Source organism: Pseudobacteroides cellulosolvens ATCC 35603 = DSM 2933 (genome assembly GCF_001262605.1).
GTDB lineage: Bacteria > Bacillota > Clostridia > Acetivibrionales > DSM-2933 > Pseudobacteroides > Pseudobacteroides cellulosolvens.
In genome coordinates this window covers 1,978,833-1,999,289 of sequence record NZ_LGTC01000001.1, presented here as the reverse complement: position 1 = coordinate 1,999,289, position 20,457 = coordinate 1,978,833, and the positions used below count along the sequence as shown (strand labels likewise).

At 36.0% G+C, this 20,457-nt stretch carries 17 protein-coding genes and 1 pseudogene; 16 read left to right on the top strand and 2 right to left on the bottom strand.

The features are described 5' to 3' along the window. Nucleotides 1–101 precede the first annotated feature (101 nt). The 9 genes from pyrR to Bccel_RS08165 all read left to right on the top strand — a co-directional run bounded on the left by pyrR (nt 102) and on the right by Bccel_RS08165 (nt 10,938). Nucleotides 102–656, top strand: a complete 555-nt coding sequence (gene pyrR, locus Bccel_RS08200) for a bifunctional pyr operon transcriptional regulator/uracil phosphoribosyltransferase PyrR (protein WP_036941280.1) — start codon at nt 102–104, stop codon at nt 654–656. 272 nt (nt 657–928) lie between these two features. Further along, nucleotides 929–1,867 carry an aspartate carbamoyltransferase catalytic subunit gene (locus tag Bccel_RS08195; protein ID WP_036941283.1) on the top strand — a complete coding sequence of 313 codons (939 nt, stop codon included), beginning with the start codon at nt 929–931 and terminating at the stop codon, nt 1,865–1,867. Continuing rightward, entirely contained in the window at nt 1,851–3,137 is a 1,287-nt protein-coding gene (locus Bccel_RS08190) for a dihydroorotase (protein ID WP_036941285.1), read from the top strand. The genes Bccel_RS08195 and Bccel_RS08190 overlap by 17 nt, the downstream gene beginning before the upstream one ends. 49 nt (nt 3,138–3,186) lie before the next feature. Continuing rightward, nucleotides 3,187–4,125, top strand: a complete 939-nt coding sequence (gene pyrF / locus Bccel_RS08185) for an orotidine-5'-phosphate decarboxylase (protein ID WP_036941289.1) — start codon at nt 3,187–3,189, stop codon at nt 4,123–4,125. A 26-nt stretch (nt 4,126–4,151) separates the two neighbouring features. After that, nucleotides 4,152–5,225, top strand: a complete 1,074-nt coding sequence (locus Bccel_RS08180; RefSeq protein ID WP_036941292.1) for a carbamoyl phosphate synthase small subunit — start codon at nt 4,152–4,154, stop codon at nt 5,223–5,225. A 39-nt stretch (nt 5,226–5,264) separates the two neighbouring features. Continuing rightward, entirely contained in the window at nt 5,265–8,480 is a 3,216-nt protein-coding gene (gene carB / locus Bccel_RS08175; protein WP_036941295.1) for a carbamoyl-phosphate synthase large subunit, read from the top strand. 174 nt (nt 8,481–8,654) lie between these two features. Beyond that, nucleotides 8,655–9,002 (top strand): ferredoxin reductase domain-containing protein, encoded by a 348-nt coding sequence (locus tag Bccel_RS32325; protein WP_338053601.1) that lies wholly within the window; start codon nt 8,655–8,657, stop codon nt 9,000–9,002. Nucleotides 9,003–9,061: 59 nt separating this feature from the next. Further along, complete coding sequence (locus Bccel_RS32320; protein ID WP_338053600.1) at nt 9,062–9,442, top strand: iron-sulfur cluster-binding protein; 381 nt, start codon at nt 9,062–9,064, stop codon at nt 9,440–9,442. 146 nt (nt 9,443–9,588) lie between these two features. Continuing rightward, a complete protein-coding gene (locus tag Bccel_RS08165; protein WP_036941300.1) occupies nt 9,589–10,938 on the top strand; it encodes an MATE family efflux transporter in 1,350 nt (449 codons plus the stop codon). Nucleotides 10,939–11,544: 606 nt separating this feature from the next. On the opposite strand, the gene Bccel_RS08160 is transcribed toward Bccel_RS08165, so the two are convergent. Next, a complete protein-coding gene (locus tag Bccel_RS08160; RefSeq protein ID WP_036941303.1) occupies nt 11,545–11,964 on the bottom strand; it encodes a VOC family protein in 420 nt (139 codons plus the stop codon). Between the two features lie 351 nt (nt 11,965–12,315). Between Bccel_RS08160 and Bccel_RS08155 the strand changes: the two genes are divergently transcribed. From Bccel_RS08155 to Bccel_RS08135, 5 genes and pseudogenes are all read left to right on the top strand, one after another. Next, nucleotides 12,316–13,296 carry a glycoside hydrolase family 43 protein gene (locus Bccel_RS08155; protein WP_036941306.1) on the top strand — a complete coding sequence of 327 codons (981 nt, stop codon included), beginning with the start codon at nt 12,316–12,318 and terminating at the stop codon, nt 13,294–13,296. A gap of 17 nt (nt 13,297–13,313) precedes the next feature. After that, nucleotides 13,314–13,490 (top strand): hypothetical protein, encoded by a 177-nt coding sequence (locus tag Bccel_RS08150; RefSeq protein ID WP_036941309.1) that lies wholly within the window; start codon nt 13,314–13,316, stop codon nt 13,488–13,490. 186 nt (nt 13,491–13,676) lie between these two features. After that, nucleotides 13,677–14,608, top strand: a pseudogene (cysK, locus tag Bccel_RS08145) (cysteine synthase A). 111 nt (nt 14,609–14,719) lie between these two features. After that, on the top strand, nt 14,720–15,883 hold the full coding sequence (locus Bccel_RS08140) for a trans-sulfuration enzyme family protein (RefSeq protein ID WP_036941314.1): 1,164 nt from the start codon (nt 14,720–14,722) through the stop codon (nt 15,881–15,883). A gap of 12 nt (nt 15,884–15,895) precedes the next feature. Next, complete coding sequence (locus Bccel_RS08135) at nt 15,896–17,032, top strand: trans-sulfuration enzyme family protein (RefSeq protein ID WP_036941317.1); 1,137 nt, start codon at nt 15,896–15,898, stop codon at nt 17,030–17,032. A gap of 29 nt (nt 17,033–17,061) precedes the next feature. Here Bccel_RS08135 and loaP read toward each other — a convergent pair whose 3' ends face one another. Next, nucleotides 17,062–17,574 (bottom strand): antiterminator LoaP, encoded by a 513-nt coding sequence (loaP, locus tag Bccel_RS08130; protein WP_036941320.1) that lies wholly within the window; start codon nt 17,572–17,574, stop codon nt 17,062–17,064. Nucleotides 17,575–18,219: 645 nt separating this feature from the next. Between loaP and Bccel_RS08125 the strand changes: the two genes are divergently transcribed. Continuing rightward, complete coding sequence (locus Bccel_RS08125; protein WP_050753271.1) at nt 18,220–19,227, top strand: radical SAM protein; 1,008 nt, start codon at nt 18,220–18,222, stop codon at nt 19,225–19,227. 435 nt (nt 19,228–19,662) lie between these two features. Further along, nucleotides 19,663–20,454 carry a LuxR C-terminal-related transcriptional regulator gene (locus Bccel_RS08120; RefSeq protein WP_036941323.1) on the top strand — a complete coding sequence of 264 codons (792 nt, stop codon included), beginning with the start codon at nt 19,663–19,665 and terminating at the stop codon, nt 20,452–20,454. Nucleotides 20,455–20,457 lie beyond the last annotated feature (3 nt).

Below are 20,457 nucleotides of genomic sequence, written 5' to 3'. Positions count from 1 at the left end.
TTGCCTTTTGGCAGGAAGCTTTTCAGTTTGTCCATATTTTAAGTGTAAGTTTCTAATCATTTTTCATAACAATTATTATTCTGAGCTTGGAGGGCATAAATATGGTCAGTAAAGCAGAAATTATGGATCAAAGCAGTATTGACAGAGCCGTTGTAAGGATATCTCACGAGATAATAGAAAAAAACAAGGGAGTTAGTGAAATTGCCCTCATTGGTATACAAAGAAGAGGAGTGCCTTTAGCTCGAAGGATTGCAAAGAAAATATTTGAAATAGAAGGAATACATGTACCTGTGGGGATACTGGACATTACTTTCTATAGAGATGACCTTAGTATGCTTGCTGAACATCCTGTTATAAATGGAACTCAAATTGATTTTCCAGTGAGCGATAAAAAGATTATTCTAATAGATGATGTTTTATTTACCGGTAGAACTGTACGAGCTGCTATCGGTGCAGTAATGGACATAGGAAGACCTAAGGCAATTCAACTTGCCATACTTATAGATAGAGGACATAGAGAGCTCCCAATAAGAGCAGATTATATAGGTAAAAACGTGCCAACTTCAAAAAATGAGGTTATTCATGTAAAGTTGGAGGAGATTGATAATGAAAATCTGGTAATAATAAGTGAGCTTGAGAAAACGATAGCACATTAGAAATATGGTTTAGGAATAAAGAAGGAAAGGAACATAAAAATGCAAATAAGATTAGCTGGTTATCTAAAAAAGAGTATAGAATCGGAAGTTTTCAAACTGTATTCCTTATCTATTTACTTTTATTGTTATTCAGCTATTTCTAATAAAAGTGTTTCTTATAGTAAGGGTAATTAGCCCTTACTATTTTTATATATAGTAAATTTATATAATTTTTTATTTGAAAATTATAACAAATATAAGCATTAAGTTTATGAAAGCGGAGGGGAGACTACATGATGTTAAAATCCAAAGATCTTCTTGGGTTAAAGGATATGGCAGCTGAGGAAATAGAACACATTCTTGAGACAGCAAAGACCATGAAGTATATTCTGACAACTAATAACAAAAAAACTCCACATCTTCAAGGAAAGTCAATTGTAACTCTATTTTATGAGAACAGTACAAGAACCCGGTTGTCTTTTGAGCTTGCATCCAAGTATATGAGTGCCAGCTCGGCAAATGTTTCTGCGTCAAGCAGCAGCGTTTCAAAGGGTGAGACATTAATAGATACTGCAAAGACTATTGATATGATGGGGACTGATGTGATTATTTTAAGACATCCCATGTCAGGAGCTCCTCACCTGATAGCTAAAAATGTTGAGGCATCGGTTATAAATGCAGGTGATGGTATGAATGAGCATCCAACTCAAGCTCTGCTTGATATGTTTACAATATATGAAAAAAGAGGAAGCTTAAAAGGAATGAAGGTTGCAATAATTGGAGACATACTTCACAGCAGGGTTGCCAGAAGCAATATTTGGGGAATGATGAAGCTTGGTGCCGAGGTAAGCGTGGCGGGTCCAACCACATTGATGCCTGTTGGGATTGAGAAATCAGGTGTGAAGGTGTTTAGCACCATCCAAGAGGCACTTATTGATGCTGATGTAGTCATGGGTTTAAGAATTCAGTTGGAAAGGCAAAAGAAGGGATTGTTCCCGACAGCCAGGGAGTATTCAAAGTTCTTTGGATTGGATAACAAGAGGCTTAAATTTGCTAAAAAAGATGCTCTGGTATTGCATCCGGGACCTGTAAACAGAGGATTGGAGCTTTCAACTCATGTTGTTGACGGAGACCAGTCCTGTATAAATGAACAGGTTACAAATGGGGTTGCCGTAAGGATGGCAATATTATACCTTTTGACAAGGAGGAATAGCGGTGAAAACATTAATTAAAGGTGGTTTCGTAATTGATCCTAAATCAGGAAAAAACGGCTTATTGGATATTATCATAGATAAGGGCAAAATAACAGAAATAGGTAATGACTTGGAATTCACTACCGGTGATATAGTGGATGTTACAGGAAAGTACATTATCCCAGGACTGGTTGATGCTCACTGCCACTTAAGAGAGCCTGGGTTTGAGTACAAGGAAGATATTGAGACAGGAACCCAAAGTGCTGCAGTTGGAGGGTTTACATCAATAGCTTGCATGCCAAATACAAATCCTGTAATTGATAATGAATCTGTTGTAAAAAATATAATAAACAGGGCAAAGCAGGACGGCTTTGTAAATGTATATCCAATCGGTGCAATCACCAAGGGACAAGCAGGAGAAGAGCTTTCAGAAATTGGAGAGTTGAAATTTGCAGGTGCTGTCGCCATATCTGATGATGGAAAGCCTGTTAAGAAAGCCTCAATTATGAAAAAAGCCCTTCAGTATGCATCCATGTTTGATATTACAGTGATTTCACATTGTGAAGATCTTGATCTTGTAGAAGATGGTTTTATGAATGAAGGATACCAATCGACAATAATGGGATTAAAGGGTATTCCATCAGCGGCAGAAGAGGTTATGGTTGCTAGGGATCTGATACTTGCCGAGTATACCAATGCACCTATCCATATAGCCCATGTCAGTACCGAACTTTCTGTAGATCTGGTACGAAACGCTAAGAAACGCGGAGTTAAGGTAACTTGTGAAACATGTCCCCACTACTTTGTTCTGACAGAAGAAGCATGTGAAGGGTTTAATACATTGGCGAAGGTTAATCCGCCCCTTAGGACCGGAAAAGATGTCAATGCCATTATAGAAGGTCTCAGAGACGGTACAATAGATATAATCGCAACAGATCATGCACCGCACCACATTGATGAAAAAAATGTTGAGTTTGCTGCAGCTGCAAATGGTATGGTAGGGTTTGAAACAGCGTTACCACTGGCGATTACATATCTTTTAAAGTCCAATGTTCTGACGTTGGAGCAAATAGTTGAAAAGATGTGTATAAATCCATCAAGGATATTGGGACTTAACAAAGGTTCACTTGAAGTGGGAAAGGCTGCAGATATTACAATAATAGACATTGACGAGGATGTAACAGTTGATGTGAACAAATTCAAGTCAAAGAGCAAAAACTCACCGTTTGACGGTTATAAGCTTAAGGGTGCGGTTTATTATACAATAGTAAATGGTAAATTCGTTGTAAGGGAAAAAGTGCTTTTATAAAGCAGCAATTTTCATACTTAGATATAAGTTTATATAGGGAGTGATTTTTATGTTTATTGATTTATTGATTGATGCTATTAAGGAAAAAGATAATCCGACAGTTGTGGGCTTGGATCCCAAGTTAGATTTTATTCCTCAATTTATAAAGGAAAAAGCCTTCAAGGAACATGGGGTAAATTTGAAGGGGGCTGCACAGGCTATAATTGAATTCAATAAAGGTTTGATCGATGCTTTGTGTGATATTGTACCGGCTGTAAAGCCTCAGCTGGCATATTATGAAATGTATGGAATCGAAGGACTTATGGCATTTGAACAGACCGTAAAATATGCAAAAGAAAAAGGTATGATAGTAATAGCTGACGGAAAGCGTAACGATATCGGAACTACTGCTGAAAGCTACTCGGCAGGATTCCTAGGGAAAACCCTTATCAGCGAGGATGTTTTGCAGCCGGTATTTGATGCAGATGCATTAACGGTAAATCCATACCTTGGTGTTGATGGAATTAAGCCTTTTATAGACGACTGTAAAAGGTATCAAAAAGGAATATTTGTTCTTGTAAAGACGTCAAACAAGTCTTCCGGTCAGCTTCAGGATATATTGACAGATAAGGGAAAAAGCATATACGAGATTGTTGCGGAGCTGGTTGAGGAATGGGGAAAGAGCCTTAGAGGAAAATATGGATACAGTAGTGTAGGTGCAGTTGTTGGAGCCACTTATCCAAACCAGGCAAAAATACTTCGAAAAGCAATGAAACATGCATATATATTAGTACCGGGATATGGAGCACAAGGCGGTACGGCAAGGGATGTTGCACATTCCTTTGATGGAGAAGGACTTGGAGCCATTGTAAATGCTTCAAGAAGCATAATGTGTGCTTATATGTCGGATAACTGGAAAGACCAATATAGTGTAGACAATTATGCTGATGCATCAAGGGCTGAAGCTATTCGTATGAGGGATGATATTAACGCTGCAATAAAAACTTAAAATTAAAATAAATATGAGGTGGTAGAATGAAGGCAATACTTGCTTTGGAGGACGGCACAATTTTTACAGGTAAGAGTTTTGGCGTAGAAGGGGAAGTTATAGGTGAGATAGTTTTCAACACTGGGATGACAGGATACCAGGAGGTACTGACCGACCCATCATATTGCGGACAGATAGTTACCATGACATACCCTTTAATAGGCAACTACGGCGTAAACCTTGAAGATATTGAGTCCAGCAGGCCTCAGGTCAAGGGTTTCATCGTCAGGGAGCTATGTAAAACTCCAAGCAACTGGAGATCAATTGAAACTCTTAATGATTATTTAAAAAGGCACAACATCATAGGTATAGAGGGTATAGATACAAGGGCACTTACAAAGATACTAAGAAGTAAGGGAACTATGAATGGAATTGTAACAACTGATGAGAACTTTGATTTTGAAAGCAACCTTGAGAGAATAAAATCCTATGGTATAAAAAATCCGGTTTATGAGGTTACAACAAAAGAAGTAATTCACTATGAAGGTAAAGGATTTAAGGTAGCACTTGTAGATTTGGGTATAAAGCAGAATATTGTACGTTCATTGTTAAACAGAGGATGCGAGGTTTTTGTATTCCCTGCATGGTCGAAGGCAGAAGAAATACTGGCTGTAAACCCGGATGGCATAATGCTTTCAAATGGACCTGGCGATCCTAAGGACTGCAATGATGTAATAGACACAATAAAGAATCTCATAGGTAAAAAACCCATATTCGGTATATGTTTGGGCCACCAGCTTACTGCACTTGCCAACAATGCCAATACAGGCAGGCTTAAATACGGACACAGAGGATGCAACCATCCTGTTAAGGATATGGAAAAGGACCTTACTTATATAACATCACAAAATCATGGTTATACAATATTGGAAGACAGCCTCGATCCTGAAAAGATGGAGATCAGCCACAGAAATATGAACGATAATACCGTTGAAGGTGTAAGATACAAGGGGGTTCCAGTGTTTACCGTTCAATTCCATCCAGAGGCTTCGCCGGGACCTGGAGACACAGCATATCTTTTTGATGAGTTCATGGATATGATGAGAAAGGTTAAAGAATAGTTTAGAGCATCCCGTAGGAATGTTTAAGGAGGATATATAATGCCAAAGAGACAAGATGTAAAGAAAGTCCTGGTTATTGGTTCAGGACCTATCATAATAGGCCAGGCAGCAGAGTTTGACTATGCAGGCACTCAAGCATGCAGAGCACTTAAGGAAGAGGGTATAGAGGTAGTTCTGGTAAATAGTAATCCTGCCACAATAATGACCGATACTAATATTGCCGACAAGGTTTATATAGAGCCGCTTTGCCTTGATGTTTTGAAAAAAATAATCATCGAAGAAAAGCCCGACAGTATCCTTCCTACATTAGGGGGACAGACAGGTCTCAATTTGGCAATGGAAATTGCCGAAACGGGTTTTCTTGAAGAGAACGGTGTAAAGCTTCTTGGTACAGCTACAGAAGCTATTAAAATGGCAGAAGACAGACAGGATTTTAAGGATACAATGGAAAGGATAGGAGAGCCCTGTATTGCAAGTGAGGTTGTAACTACAGTGGAAGCTGCCTTAGCTTTTGCCGAAAAAATAGGATATCCTGTAATTGTTCGTCCTGCATATACTCTTGGCGGAACAGGTGGGGGTATAGCTGATGATGTTGAGCAGCTAACAGAGATTGCTACAAATGGATTAAGACTATCAAGGGTTACACAGGTATTAATTGAAAAGTGTATAGCTGGTTGGAAAGAAATTGAGTATGAGGTAATGAGGGATGGCAAAGGTAATGTTATTACCGTATGTAACATGGAAAACATAGACCCGGTTGGTGTTCATACAGGTGACAGTATTGTTGTGGCTCCTTCCCAGACCCTTGCAGATAAAGAATATCAGATGCTTAGGACTGCATCATTGAAAATAATTTCTGAGCTTGGAATACAAGGTGGTTGTAACGTTCAGTTTGCACTTCACCCAACAAGTTTTGAGTATGGTGTTATCGAAGTTAACCCTAGGGTTAGCCGTTCATCTGCTCTTGCATCAAAAGCTACAGGTTATCCCATTGCAAAGGTTGCTACCAAGATTGCAATAGGATACGGCCTTGACGAAATACAAAATGCTGTTACAGGTAAAACATACGCCTGCTTTGAGCCAACTTTGGATTATGTTGTAGTAAAGATACCGAAGTGGCCGTTTGATAAGTTTGTTAAGGCTAAGAGAACTTTAGGTACTCAGATGAAGGCTACCGGTGAAGTTATGTCGATAAGCAGTTCTTTCGAAGCTGCATTGATGAAAGCAATAAGATCCTTGGAGCTTGGGCTTTTTACACTGGAGCAGGAAATATACACAATGATGGAAACGCCTGTGATTATGGAAAAGCTTAAGGATATTAATGATGAAAGGCTTTTTGTAATAGCAGAGGCTTTAAGAAGAAATGTTACTATTGAAGAAATATGCAATATAACTAAGATAGACGAGTTTTTTGTATATAAGTTCAAGCAGATTGTGGAAATGGAAGAAATGCTTAAAAAGTGCACGTTGACTTCACTCACTGTTGATACGATCAAGAGTGCTAAGAAAATGGGCTTTACAGATACCGTTATAGCAAAGCTTACCGGATGTGAAAGAAAAGATATTTATAGAAGAAGAAAAGAGATCGGTATTTGTGCAACATATAAAATGGTTGATACTTGTGCGGCGGAGTTTGATGCAGTAACACCATACTACTATTCAACTTATGATGAAAGATGTGAAGTAAGGGAATCCGATAAGGATAAGATACTGGTTATTGGTTCCGGCCCCATAAGAATAGGTCAGGGTATTGAGTTTGATTACTGCTCTGTACACTCTGTCTGGGCTCTTGATGAAGAAGGCTATGAAACCATCATTGCAAATAACAACCCTGAAACAGTAAGTACAGACTTCGATACAGCTGACAGGCTTTACTTTGAACCACTTACCTATGAAGACGTAGAAAATATTGTAGAAACTGAGAAGCCTAAAGGAGCTATAGTTCAGTTTGGCGGACAGACAGCTATAAAACTTACAAAAGCATTAAACGAAATGGGTGTAAAGATTTATGGAACAGAGCCTAAATACGTTGATGCTGCTGAAGACAGGGAAAAATTCGATGCCATATTGGAAGAGGTAGGAATACCAAGGCCTCAAGGTAAAACAGTATACACATTAAAAGAAGCATTGGAAGCTGCAAATGAGCTTCAGTATCCTGTTCTGGTAAGACCATCCTATGTTTTGGGCGGACAGGGCATGGAAATTGCATACAACGATAAGGATGTTGAAGAGTTTATGGAAATCATAAACAGGGTTAAACAGGAGCATCCAATACTGGTAGATAAGTACATGATGGGTAAGGAGATTGAAGTTGATGCCATATGTGACGGGGAAGACATATTGATCCCTGGAATCATGGAACACCTTGAAAGGGCGGGAGTCCATTCCGGTGACAGTATTTCGGTTTATCCTACTCAGACAATAGACAATAAAACAAAGGAAGTAATAATTGATTATACAAGAAAGCTTGCAAAAGCACTTCATGTAGTTGGACTAATTAACATACAATATGTACTTTATAATAATGCACTCTATGTTATTGAAGTGAATCCTCGTTCAAGCCGAACAGTGCCTTATATAAGCAAGGTTACAGGTATTCCGATGGTTAACCTGGCAACGAAGATCATGATGGGTAAAAAGCTTAAGGACTTCAAGTATGGAACAGGCCTATACAGGGAAGCTGATTATGTTTCGGTTAAAGTTCCCGTCTTCTCCTTTGAAAAGCTTCATGATGTTGATATCAGCTTGGGACCTGAAATGAAATCTACAGGTGAGGTTTTAGGTATAGCCAAAACTTTCCCTGAAGCACTTTATAAAGGTATTACAGCATCAGGTATGAAACTTCCTAAACAAGGCGGCGGCATACTTATGACTGTACGTGATACCGATAAGCCAGAGCTGGTTACATTAGCAGCAGAGTTTGAAAAGCTGGGATTTGAACTTTATGGTACAGGTAAGACAGCAAACATGCTAAACAAGAATGGAATAGCGACAAATGCAGTTAAAAAGATTGATGACGGTTCACCGAACATTCTGGATCTTATACAGTCAGGCAAAATCAGTATGGTTATTAATACTGCTACTAAGGGAAGAAAGCCTGAGAGGGATGGGTTTAAGATCAGAAGAAAATCGGTTGAGTCTTCCATACCTTGTATAACCTCATTAGATACTGCAAAGGCAGTAATAAGATGTTTGAAGCTTGGTAAACAAATAAGCGATATGGATGTTGTGAATTTAAGCGTTTTTGATATATAATGTATATGGTCTTAAGGAATGACTAAAATATTACTTCCGCTTTTGAGCGGGTGTTGACGAGTTAAGTCAACACTTGAGCGAAATTTATAGCGGAAGTATATTTTAGTTATTACTAGGAATGACTAAAATATTACTTAAGGCCATAACTTTATATTTTTTTACATGGAGGAACAAATGTCAAAGTTACTTAACGAAGAAGTAGTTAGCATAGATAAAATTGCCTGGGAAATCTACAAGCTTACAATAAAATCTGAATATGTTTCAAAGAATGCATTGCCGGGCCAGTTTATAAATATAAAGTGCAGTGAAGGAATAACAGCACTTTTAAGACGGCCAATCAGCATTTGTGATGTAGACAGGGCTAATGGAACATTTGATGTGTGTTTTCAGATAAAGGGCATTGGAACAGAATACCTGGCAAGAAAGGCAGCCAGTGAGCTTATAGACATAATTGCACCGATTGGAAATCCATTTCATTTATCCAAGGACTATAAGAAAATTGCAGTAGTTGGCGGGGAATAGGTGTATTTCCGCTATTATATCTCTTAAGAGAGAGTTCCCATGCCAAGAGGTATACATTCTTGGGATATAGAAATAAAGACCATGTGGTCTTGGAAGATGAGTATAAAAAGCTATCTGATAAGTATTTTATTTCAACAGATGATGGAAGTGCAGGTTACAAAGGACTTGTGACAGATCTATTGGAAAAAGAGCTCCAGGAAAAAAGTATTGATATTGTTTACGCATGTGGCCCCACTCCTATGATCCGCAAGGTAATGGAGCTGACAAACAAATATGATACAAAGTGCCAGGTTTCAATGGAGCAGAGGATGGGCTGCGGAATTGGTGCTTGCCTTGTGTGTGCATGTAAAACAAAAGCGGAGAACGAAGATGGTTGGGAGTACAGCCATGTTTGCAAAGATGGGCCGGTTTTTTGGAGTAATGAGATTATATTGGATTAGATTAATCACTTTTATCTATATTAATTTGTACAATTTCAGGTAGAATTCTAAAGAAAAAACTGCTTTGCAGTTTTTTCTGGTTTCTGGTATTATAGTGCAAGTTTTGCTAAAATCGTAAGCTATTTTGTTATAGGTGGTTATGTTTTATGAATGTTTTAAGAAATAATAAGGCTTTAATATTATCCATATTGACAATATCACTTCCCGCTATAATTGAAATGGGGTTAAATACCTTAGTTGGGATATCGGACACAATAATGCTCAGCTTTTTTGTTGGCAAGGAAGCATTGGCGGCATCCGGAAACGCCAATCAGATAATATTTACCGTAATACTGATTTTTTCATCGTTTAACGTGGGAGCGACTGCCATAATTTCTAGAAGTTTCGGTGAGAAAAATTATAAGAGGCTGAATGATACATCATGTCAAAACTTGTCCTTAAATGTTATTATTGGATTTGTGATAATGATCTTAACGTTCATCTTTGCAAAGAATATTATGAACATTTTTGAAACTACCGATGTAGTGTTTAAAATGGGTGTTTCATTTTTAAGAATAACTTCATTAAGCCTTGTATTCATGTTTTTTTCCTTTGCTGCTGCTGCCTCTTTAAGAGGTGTAGGTAATACTCTTACTCCTATGCTCATTACCGCTAGCATGAATGTACTAAATGTAATTATGAATTATCTTCTTATTAAAGGTATATGGATATTTCCCGAAATGGGGGTAGACGGTGCTGCTGCTGCAACAACAATATCCAGAATTATTGGTGCATTTATATATTTATTTGTATTGGTTAAAGATGATAATTATCTTAAGATTAAGACTGCATCATTGAAATTCAAAAAACATGTGCTTCTCCCGCTATGCAAATTGAGCAGTACAGCAGGGGTTGAGCAGTTTTTGACTCAGACCGCTTTTTTCCTTGCTGGATATTTTATCTATAAATTTCTTGATACAAGCCAGGAAGCCGGCTTTAGAGTATTATTAACCATAGAGCAGATTTCAATAATGCCTGCCATAGGGATATCAATAGCATCTGCTACCCTAGTTGGTAAAGCTTTGGGCGAGGGTGAGCCAAAGAAGGCACATTTTACAGGGTATGTATGCTTTGGAATGGGTATATTATGGGGAATATTGATTGGAATTGTTTTTATGGCTTTCCCATCATTTGTAGCCAGTCTGTTTACACCCGAGGCACAAATTATAGGAATATTGGTTGGAGCATTGTTCATAGTGGGGATAGATCAGCCCTTATTAAACTATATATTTATTGTTTCCGGTGCATTAAGGGGGGCTGGTGATACAATTACAGTAATGATTCTGACATCTATAAGATTGTGGGTTTTATTCCTGCCCCTTTCGTATATAGCAGTTAAATATCTTGGAATGGGTGTAAAAAGTATATGGGCGGCTGAAATAATCAGCGTCATTATCTTCAGTATAATTATGCATGGAAGATTTGTCAGGGGTAAATGGACAGAAATAAAACTTTAATAATTATAAAAATGTTAATAACACTTAAAAAAAAGAGAGCTTTATAATAAGCTCTTTTCTATTAGGAGGTTGCAAACTATTTAGGTTCATTATGTTATAAGTATAATGGATATAATTAAATAAATTATGAACAAATTATTAATATTTACAATATTAAAAGTGCTAATAATCTTACATTTGGCGGAGCAAATAACGAATGGTTTTAGCAGGATTTGCGACAGACAAATGTAATAGATTTATCACTTTTAATCTATGTAAAAAGTTTTAATTTCATATCAATATTATATTACTGAACTTAAGTAAAAGTGACTATTAAAAATGTGACGATATAAAAAGTGTGATTAACTTTATATTTGGCAGAAAAAATAAATTAATAAAAGAGCCTATGTTGGGGGGCTCTTTTATTATGGGGTGAAAATTAATCTATTATATAATCAGGGGGAGTACCTGTTAAATAAATAATACAATAATAAATTTAATAAATTGTGAATAAATTGTTAAAAATTATTACTATTATATTACAATATTTAATCAGGAGTTAAGAATTATTAAGATTCTTTGTTTTTGTTTGTAACATAAAGTTCACAAAATTACTTCATGATTAGTTCAGCTTTCCTCAGAATAGCTAAGCTGCCAACCTATTCCAAATTTATCTGTAACAAATCCATAGCATTTGCTCCAGAATGTTTCGTGCAGGTCCATTATAACGGAGCCCCCTTCTTTTAATTTTTCGAAAATTGATTTGAGCTCATCTGTATCGTTACTGCTGAAAACAATGCTAATGTTGTTTCCAACTGTAAAGGGCATATCTTTAGGCACATCAGAAAACATAACAATGCTGCCTTTAATATTAAGGTCTGTATGCATTACTAAATTTTTGGTAGTTTCATCAATAGGGAAGTTTGGGTTTGGCGGCATATCTCCAAAAAGCATAAATCTTGGGGGCTCTGTTTTGAAAATATCAGCATAAAATAAAACAGCTTCACGACAATTTCCATGAAAATTAATATATGTTTGTATTGCCATGTTATCACTCCTCATTTATTGAATTATATATGACGTATAAGAATGGCCATAATAATTAAATTACCCTTAAATCTGCATAAAAAAACAAGTAATTTTTATTCATTTATAAACATAAGGCTGCTTTGTTGACTATGTAATACCTCCAATTTATGTCACCATATATACATTAATATGAAGTAAATAACTAAAAATGTAAAGCAAACGGTTAATCGATGCAATGAATTTGATATAAACATTTAAGAAATATAATAAAAAGCATTTTCAAATTTTAAAAAATGGATATAATTATATTATGTCATAATTTTTTTAGAAATGTCTATAGTAATATAATAATCAAAGGAGAGAATTTAAATGGAGAGAATCCCAAAGCAAAAGGAGCCATTAGTTACACATATTTATACCGCTGATCCTTCAGCACATGTGTATGAAGGCAAGATTTACGTTTATCCGTCCCATGATACGGATTTGGAAATTGAGTCAAATGACAATGGAGATCAATACATGATGGAGGATTATCATGTACTGTCTATGGATGATTTGAATTCTCCTGTAATTGATCATGGTATTGCACTTCATATCGATAATGTTCCATGGGCAAGCAAACAAATGTGGGCCCCTGATGCAGCATTTAAAAACAATACTTATTATTTGTATTTTCCTGCAAGGGATAAAGACGGTATATTCAGAATTGGTGTTGCTACAAGCAACTGTCCTTCAGGTCCATATAATCCCCAGCCTGATTATATAAAAGGCAGTTTCAGCATAGATCCGGCAGTACTAATTGATGACGATGGCAAAGCGTACATGTATTTTGGGGGACTATGGGGGGGACAACTGGAAAAGTGGCAGACAGGAACATTTATTTCTGAACCTGCAGATATTCCTCCAACATCACCTGCTTTAGGACCAAGAGTAGCTGAATTAAGCGATGATATGATTTCCTTCAAAGAGACTCCTCAACAAATTTCAATTGTAGATGAAAACGGTAATCCAATTCTTGCTGGAGACGAAGATAGAAGATATTTTGAAGGCCCATGGATGCACAAACATAATGGTTATTATTATCTGTCCTATTCAACAGGTACAACACACTACATAGTTTATGCTATGAGTAAGAATCCTAAGGGTCCATTTGTTTATAAAGGAAGAATTCTTGAACCTGTTATAGGTTGGACAACGCATCATTCCATAGTTAAGTTTGGTGAAAAGTGGTACTTGTTCTATCATGATTGTTCCTTATCAAACGGAATTAATCATAAGAGATGTGTGAAATACACAGAATTATTTTATAATGATGATGGAACTATACAAACTATAGAGCCATATAAATAAACTAAGGTGAATATTGGATGACAATTGGAAATGTAAATTGCAGAAAGTGTATATATCATTATATTACATGGGATAATAGGTTTCCTTTTGGCTGTAAATTGTATGGAGTTAAATCAAGACAATTACCATCAATAGTTGTTTATCAATCTATTGGTAAGTTATGTGAAAGCTTTAAAGAAAAAGTTAAGACTTAACCGGATAAAATCCCTAAGACATTAGTCCTGGGGATTTTTTTATGTCTAAAAAATTATAATAAATCCTACTAAGTGTATTGGAATAATAAAAATATTTCTATATTGTATTGACATATTTTACAGATGAGCATAAAATAATATTAAACATATAAGAAAACTATGAATAATTATTATGGGGGCGAAGATATGTCCAAAATAGCAAAAATCTCACTGACCTTATTGGTAATACGCCATTGTTGGAACTAAGCAATTATAACAAGGAGAATAATCTTGGGGCAAAGGTTATAGCAAAGCTTGAATACTTTAATCCTGCTTCCAGTGTCAAAGATAGAATTGGATATGCAATGATCAGGGATGCTGAAGAAAAAGGCTTGCTTAACAAAGATACAGTTATTATTGAGCCTACAAGTGGAAATACTGGAATTGCACTTGCGTTTGTTGCTGCTGCAAGGGGATATAAACTTATTATTACTCTGCCTGAAACTTTTAGCATTGAAAGAAGAAATCTTCTGAAAGCTTTAGGAGCAGAACTGGTTCTTACTCCAGGATCTGAAGGAATGGCAGGAGCAATTAAAAGAGCTGAAGAATTAGCCTCACAAACTCCGAATTCCTATGTGCCTCAACAGTTTAAAAATCCGGCAAACCCTGAAATCCATAGAAAGACGACTGCTGAAGAAATATGGAGAGATACAGATGGTACAGTAGATATATTTGTTGCAGGTGTTGGAACTGGAGGAACGGTAACAGGTGTAGGAGAAGTACTAAAGCAAAGAAAGCCGGAATTAAAGGTATTTGCAGTAGAGCCATTTGATTCGCCGGTGTTATCAGGCGGTACAAAGGGTCCTCATAAAATACAGGGCATTGGAGCAGGTTTTGTGCCTGATATTATGAATTTGAAGGTTGTTGATGAAATATTAAAGGTAAAAAATGAAGAGGCATTTGAAACAGCTAGAAAGCTAGCCGGCACAGAGGGGCTTTTGGTTGGAATATCTTCAGGTGCTGCGGTATTTGCAGCAACACAAATTGCAAAAAGGTCGGAAAATGAAGGCAAAAATATTGTTGTTATACTTCCGGATACTGGAGAAAGATATCTCTCAACACAGCTTTTCCAGGATTAATGCGGAGTAATATATTTTTTAACAAATACCCGACTAAAAATATAGGAAAAATAATAATTAGAATTCACAAAAGTAAATCCATTATAAAAATATTTTGATAAAGGAGACAGGATGGTGGTCTTTGATGGGAATGGTAGAAAACTAAGCATTGAAACGAAGGTTGTACATGGAGGAAAATATTATGATCCTCAAACAGGAGCAGTTAGTTTTCCGATATACCAGAGTGCAACATTCAGGCATCCGGGTTTAAATCAAACTACTGGTTATGATTATTCAAGACTTCAAAATCCCACAAGGGAAGAAGTAGAAAATACGCTGGCATACCTGGAAAATGGCAATTTTGCATTTGCATTTTCCAGCGGTATGGCTGCTATATCCACAATACTGAGCTTATTTGCACCTGGCCAGCACATAGTTGTATCGGATGACCTTTATGGCGGAACTTACAGGCTTTTTGAAGAGGTTTATAAGAAATATGGTATAGAGTTTAGCTATGTTGACACAAGTAAAATTGAGGAATTAGAAAACTGTCTTAAGGAAAATACAGCTGCAATATTTTTTGAGACACCTACCAATCCGATGATGAAGGTAGCGGATATTAAGCTTATTACGGAGTTGGCTAAAAATCTCAATATTCTTACCATAGTAGACAATACTTTCCATACACCACTATATCAAAAGCCTTTAGACCTTGGGGCTGATATTGTTGTTCATAGCGGTACCAAGTACTTGGGCGGCCATAATGATACATTGGCAGGGTTTATTGTAGTAAATGATATTAATCTTGCTGAGAGAATAAAGTTGATTCAAAAATCTGAAGGGGCCGTTTTGTCACCATTTGATAGCTGGTTGATACTTCGAGGTATTAAAACGCTTAGTGTAAGGCTGAATAAACAGCAGGAAAATGCACTGGAAATTGCCCACTGGCTTAAACAGAATGAAAAGGTTGAAAAGGTATATTATGTTGGCCTCCCAGAGCATGATGGATATGAAATAAATAAAAAACAGGCATCAGGCTTTGGTGCTATGATATCCTTTACCGTAAAAGATAGTGCTTTGGTTGAGAGAATATTGGAAAGGATAGAACTTATAATGTTTGCCGAAAGCCTTGGTGGGGTTGAAACATTGATAACTTATCCGATGATACAGACTCATGCGGCCATACCAAAGAAAGTGCGGGATAGGATTGGGGTCAATGAAAATCTTTTAAGACTGTCAGTTGGAATAGAAAATGATGAAGACATTATAAAAGACCTGGAACAGGCTATGGGTTAGGGGGAATAAGTTATGAAATTCGGATCAAAATTAATTCACAATGGACATGAGATAGATAAAACCACTGGGGCATTGAGCATACCTATTTATCAGGCATCTACCTATAGCCAGGATGTCTTCACCCCACAGGAATTTGATTACTCGCGGTCAGGAAACCCGACAAGAAAGGCATTGGAAGAAACTATTGCAATCCTTGAAGGTGGAAAAAAGGGCTATGCTTTTGCTTCCGGTATGGCAGCTACATCATCTGCACTTTCAATATTTTCAGCTGGGGACCATATCATAGTATGCGAGGATGTTTATGGCGGAACTTATAGAATTGCAACAACCTTTTTTCAAAGGTTTAACCTTGAAGTTACATTTGTGGATGCATCTGATCTTGATAATATAAAAAACAATATAAAGAAAAATACCAGAGCAATATTTCTCGAAACCCCATCAAATCCTTTGTTAAAGATAACTGATATCAAAGGTGCCGTAAAAGTTGCGAAGGGTAATGGACTCCTGGTTCTTATAGATAACACATTTATGTCTCCATACCTTCAGCGGCCTTTGGAGCTAGGATGTGATATAGTAATACACAGTGCAACCAAGTTTATAGGTGGTCATAGTGATGTCGTTGCAGGACTTGTTGTAGTTAAGGATGAGGTATTGGCAAAAAGAATTTATTCAGTCCAAAATGGTTTTGGGGCAATTTTAGGACCACAAGACAGCTGGCTTTTATTAAGGGGATTAAAAACTCTTAAAGTAAGGGTTGATTATCAGCAGCAAAATGCCATAAAGCTTTCGGATTGGCTAAATAGAAATCCTAATGTAAGCAGGGTTTATTATCCAGGACTTGTGGGACACCCTGGAAGGGAAATCAATAAAGGGCAGGCTGACGGCCCTGGAGCCGTACTTTCATTTGAGGCAAAAGATGAGGAAACAGCCAGAAGATTTATGAAAAAGGTTAAGTTGGCAGCTGTTGCAGTAAGCCTGGGCGGTGTTGAAACCATTGTGTCATACCCTGTAAAGATGTCTCACGCAGCTATCCCGAAGGACCAACGTGAAAGACTGGGTATAAAGGATAATCTTATACGTGTTTCAGCAGGCCTGGAGGATTCTGATGATTTGATTGAGGATTTTGAAAGAGCATTGATGGAGGAATAAAGACGGTTTATTACAATCTTTTTGATGGATTAGTTATCTATTATATCAAGTATTTCTATACCTACATCAATCAGTCTGGATGTATTTAAAAAGTTTATCAGAATTTTGGCCCTGTTTTTTCTCCTGTCTAATCTATTTATCATTCCTTCCATGCCTTTCAAAGGTCCAGATTTTACTATAACCCTGGAATTTTCCAGATATATCTTTGAGTAGTCTAAAATTCCTCCATCTCCAACCAGTTTTAAAATGGGGAGAATTTCTTTTTCTTCAATTTGTGTATAGTAGGAGCCGCTGCTGAGGATTTTGATTACTCTTGGAATAGCTGTTACCTTACTGTAGATATTGTTGCTCATTTGAGTATTAACCAGTACATAACCTGGGAATAAATTCTTTAAAACATGGTGTACTTTTCCAGCTTTTCTTTCTGTTAATCTTCTTTTTGGGACTATTGAATTCAGGACTGATTTGTCAAAATCCAGGCACAAGTGTTGATGTACATAATCTTCTTTACTTGCTTCCACAAAAAGTGCATACCAATCCATTCTCGGTTCTCCTTAGTTATATTGGAATGATCCAAAGTCGAAAGTAATTAATAATTAAATATTTTAATCATTCCTTAATTTTTTATGTCTATTTTAAAAGTGATAAATCTTTTACATTTATCTTTTTGTTCTTTTATAATAATGGTTTTGTTTGTTAAGGTAAATACACCTAAATATGTAGTTATTTTCTATAGGTGTAAGATGATAATGCTTTTATAATGAAGCTATATTAAAAGTGTTAATAATAGTACCACATACAAATGTATTAGACTTTTAAATTTTTATATAGGTTAGGAGTATTGAGGTATACAGCAATTAGGCTATATAGATAAGATGACTGAACTACGGTTTACACACTTTATAATATATGCCATAACTTCAGTCGTTAGTCTATATATTTCTGCATTTGGAATTTAATTGTTATTATACCAGGTCACTACACAAAAGTGTGATTGTTGGGGAATGCCATTATGTTACCTTAATGTAGTAATTCAGTATTATTCTTTTTCACTTTATAATACTAAACAACAGTAAAGATGACAGCTAAAAATGACAGTTAATACAATATCCTGAATTCACGGCATATTTGACTTATTAGGATATTATATAAATACTGGCAGTTTGATAATGAGAAAGGGGATAATGATGAATAAAAAATTTTTTTCAAGAATGGGCTTAACTATAATCAATAAGTGTAATCAAAAGTGCTCATGGTGTTTTGAGGGGACATGGAAAAACGGTGAAACTCAAATTATGTCGCTTGAAAACATTAAAAGGCTTTTGGAATGGAAAGACTGGAGTGATGGATTTACCCCGGTCATTTTTATATTAGGCGGCGAACCGACTTTACATCCTCAATTGCTGGATATTTTAGACTTAATAACCAATCATAATCCAAAGATATCCAAGATGTTGTTAACAAATCTTACATGTGACAATATGCTTCTGGAAGAGGTGTTAAAAAGAAAGGTAGTAATTTTTGCGAATATTGATCAATTTGAACCTGACAACAATGTGAGAAACCAATCAAAAATTTTAGAAAACCTTGATTATTTGAATACTAATACTGGAAATGGATTTCAATACAACATATCAGCTACTGTATCAAGTCTTGAAAAAGACTTTTCATTTTTATATGATATATTAGAAAATGGCAGGGACAAAATAAATAACTTGAGATTGGCACCTTCCTGTGTTGGTTTCGAGTACAAAAACCAGTTCCAAAAGAATTTTGGGGATGAGTACTTTTATAAGGTTTTTGAAGTACTTACTGAATGCTTAAAGATTAAACCTGATCTGCATTTATCAACTGAATGTGCAATAAATGGATGCATGATTAACCATAAGCTATATGAAGAGCTTAAAAATATAGGATACAATCTAAGATATGTATGTGGTGAACCGGAGCCTAATGCCGATATCCTGCCCGATATGTCATCACATTGGTGTTTTGCATTGAAAGGCATTCCTGAAATGAGCATAAATAATGTTTTTGATTACCCGGATTATAATAGCATGATAGATACTCTGCGTGCAAAATACATGGAGTTTTCTAAAAAGTATGAAAGCAAATGCAATGTTATGAATTGCGAAAATGAACAATGTAAGGGGCCTTGTACGGCATTGAATTATTATTATACATTAAATGGCTAATTGTTGCGAGAATCATTTCTTAAGACCTTCAATTTGAAAAAACCAGCACTGCAGGGAAGCGAAAGAACCGATCCCCAAAATGTGTTTCTGTTTTCCTGCTGCTTTTTTCAACTATTTCCGTTTATTACTAACAAACTATATTTGCTTTTAATATTAATGACTTGAAAAAGATTCCAAAAAGCTAAGCATAAATATTGTTGTAAATAAACCTCTCTTATACGTTTAACTAAAAGTGTAAAGTCGCAAATTCTGTTGAGATGTTTGTTAACTGCTCCATCTAATGTAAGGTTATTAACACTATTTATATTGTAAGTAATGATTAAAATATTAGTTTATCGTTACTAATGTTTGTGTATGTAAACAATATGGAAAAATAGGTAGAATTATATAAAAATATGGTGGAGTTTAAAAATGCTTGACTAGGGGGAGTGTTTAATGAAACATTTACAACATGAAAAGGAAGTATTGGCTTCGTGGAGGAGATGTATCGAACATGGATTGGTAAATACTATTCTATATCCTGTTCTACATCTTGCAGAAGGTGCCTTAGACACTAAATTGCAAGAAAATAATTTAATAATTAGAAGTTTTGAGAATGCCGTTGAAAGTATAAGATACCTCATGAAAGGAGATTACTTTTTCCTTTTGGTGAGTTCTGATGGTTTTCTATTAGGAGAGGCAAGCCGTATAGGTTATAAACAGAAAGGAGCAATAGAGCTTAAAAAAGGAATATCCCTAATGGAAAAGAGTATCGGTACTAGTGCTGTAGAAATATCTATTAATTTAAAAAAAGCAGTCTACACTATTCCGGAACATCATTACTGCGATTTTCTAAGGACCTTGTATTTTTATTCTACGCCTATAATTTACAACGGTAATCTGAGCGGATGTCTTGTAGCTGTTGACATACATACTATTAAAAGTGAATTGCTTATGATTACAGAATTGCTAAGCTATAGAATATCCAGTGAATGTAGAAAAAAAGTCGGTAAGAAAATTATACATCAGGATTTACATATTCAACTTGGGGAAAAACAGCTTCTAATCCTGAAAATGCTTTCCTCAGGTATGACAGAGAAGGCCATTGCAATAGAGACAGGCCTTAATTATGAAACAATAAAATATCATAAGAGAAAAATATTTGACAAACTAAACGCTGATTGTACAATAAATGCGATTATCAAGGCTCTAAAACTAAACCTAATATCCTTGGACCAGTTAGAATAAATC

Coding starts and splice junctions, on each gene's coding strand:
- Bccel_RS08120 (WP_036941323.1), top strand. CDS start 19,663: ATGAAACATTTACAACATGAAAAGGAAGTATTGGCTTCGTGGAGGAGA.
- loaP (WP_036941320.1), bottom strand. CDS start 17,574: ATGGATTGGTATGCACTTTTTGTGGAAGCAAGTAAAGAAGATTATGTA.
- Bccel_RS08155 (WP_036941306.1), top strand. CDS start 12,316: ATGGAGAGAATCCCAAAGCAAAAGGAGCCATTAGTTACACATATTTAT.
- Bccel_RS08150 (WP_036941309.1), top strand. CDS start 13,314: ATGACAATTGGAAATGTAAATTGCAGAAAGTGTATATATCATTATATT.
- Bccel_RS32325 (WP_338053601.1), top strand. CDS start 8,655: ATGTCAAAGTTACTTAACGAAGAAGTAGTTAGCATAGATAAAATTGCC.
- Bccel_RS08165 (WP_036941300.1), top strand. CDS start 9,589: ATGAATGTTTTAAGAAATAATAAGGCTTTAATATTATCCATATTGACA.
- pyrF (WP_036941289.1), top strand. CDS start 3,187: ATGTTTATTGATTTATTGATTGATGCTATTAAGGAAAAAGATAATCCG.
- Bccel_RS08195 (WP_036941283.1), top strand. CDS start 929: ATGATGTTAAAATCCAAAGATCTTCTTGGGTTAAAGGATATGGCAGCT.
- Bccel_RS08140 (WP_036941314.1), top strand. CDS start 14,720: ATGGTGGTCTTTGATGGGAATGGTAGAAAACTAAGCATTGAAACGAAG.
- Bccel_RS08160 (WP_036941303.1), bottom strand. CDS start 11,964: ATGGCAATACAAACATATATTAATTTTCATGGAAATTGTCGTGAAGCT.
- Bccel_RS08125 (WP_050753271.1), top strand. CDS start 18,220: ATGAATAAAAAATTTTTTTCAAGAATGGGCTTAACTATAATCAATAAG.
- pyrR (WP_036941280.1), top strand. CDS start 102: ATGGTCAGTAAAGCAGAAATTATGGATCAAAGCAGTATTGACAGAGCC.
- carB (WP_036941295.1), top strand. CDS start 5,265: ATGCCAAAGAGACAAGATGTAAAGAAAGTCCTGGTTATTGGTTCAGGA.
- Bccel_RS08180 (WP_036941292.1), top strand. CDS start 4,152: ATGAAGGCAATACTTGCTTTGGAGGACGGCACAATTTTTACAGGTAAG.
- Bccel_RS08135 (WP_036941317.1), top strand. CDS start 15,896: ATGAAATTCGGATCAAAATTAATTCACAATGGACATGAGATAGATAAA.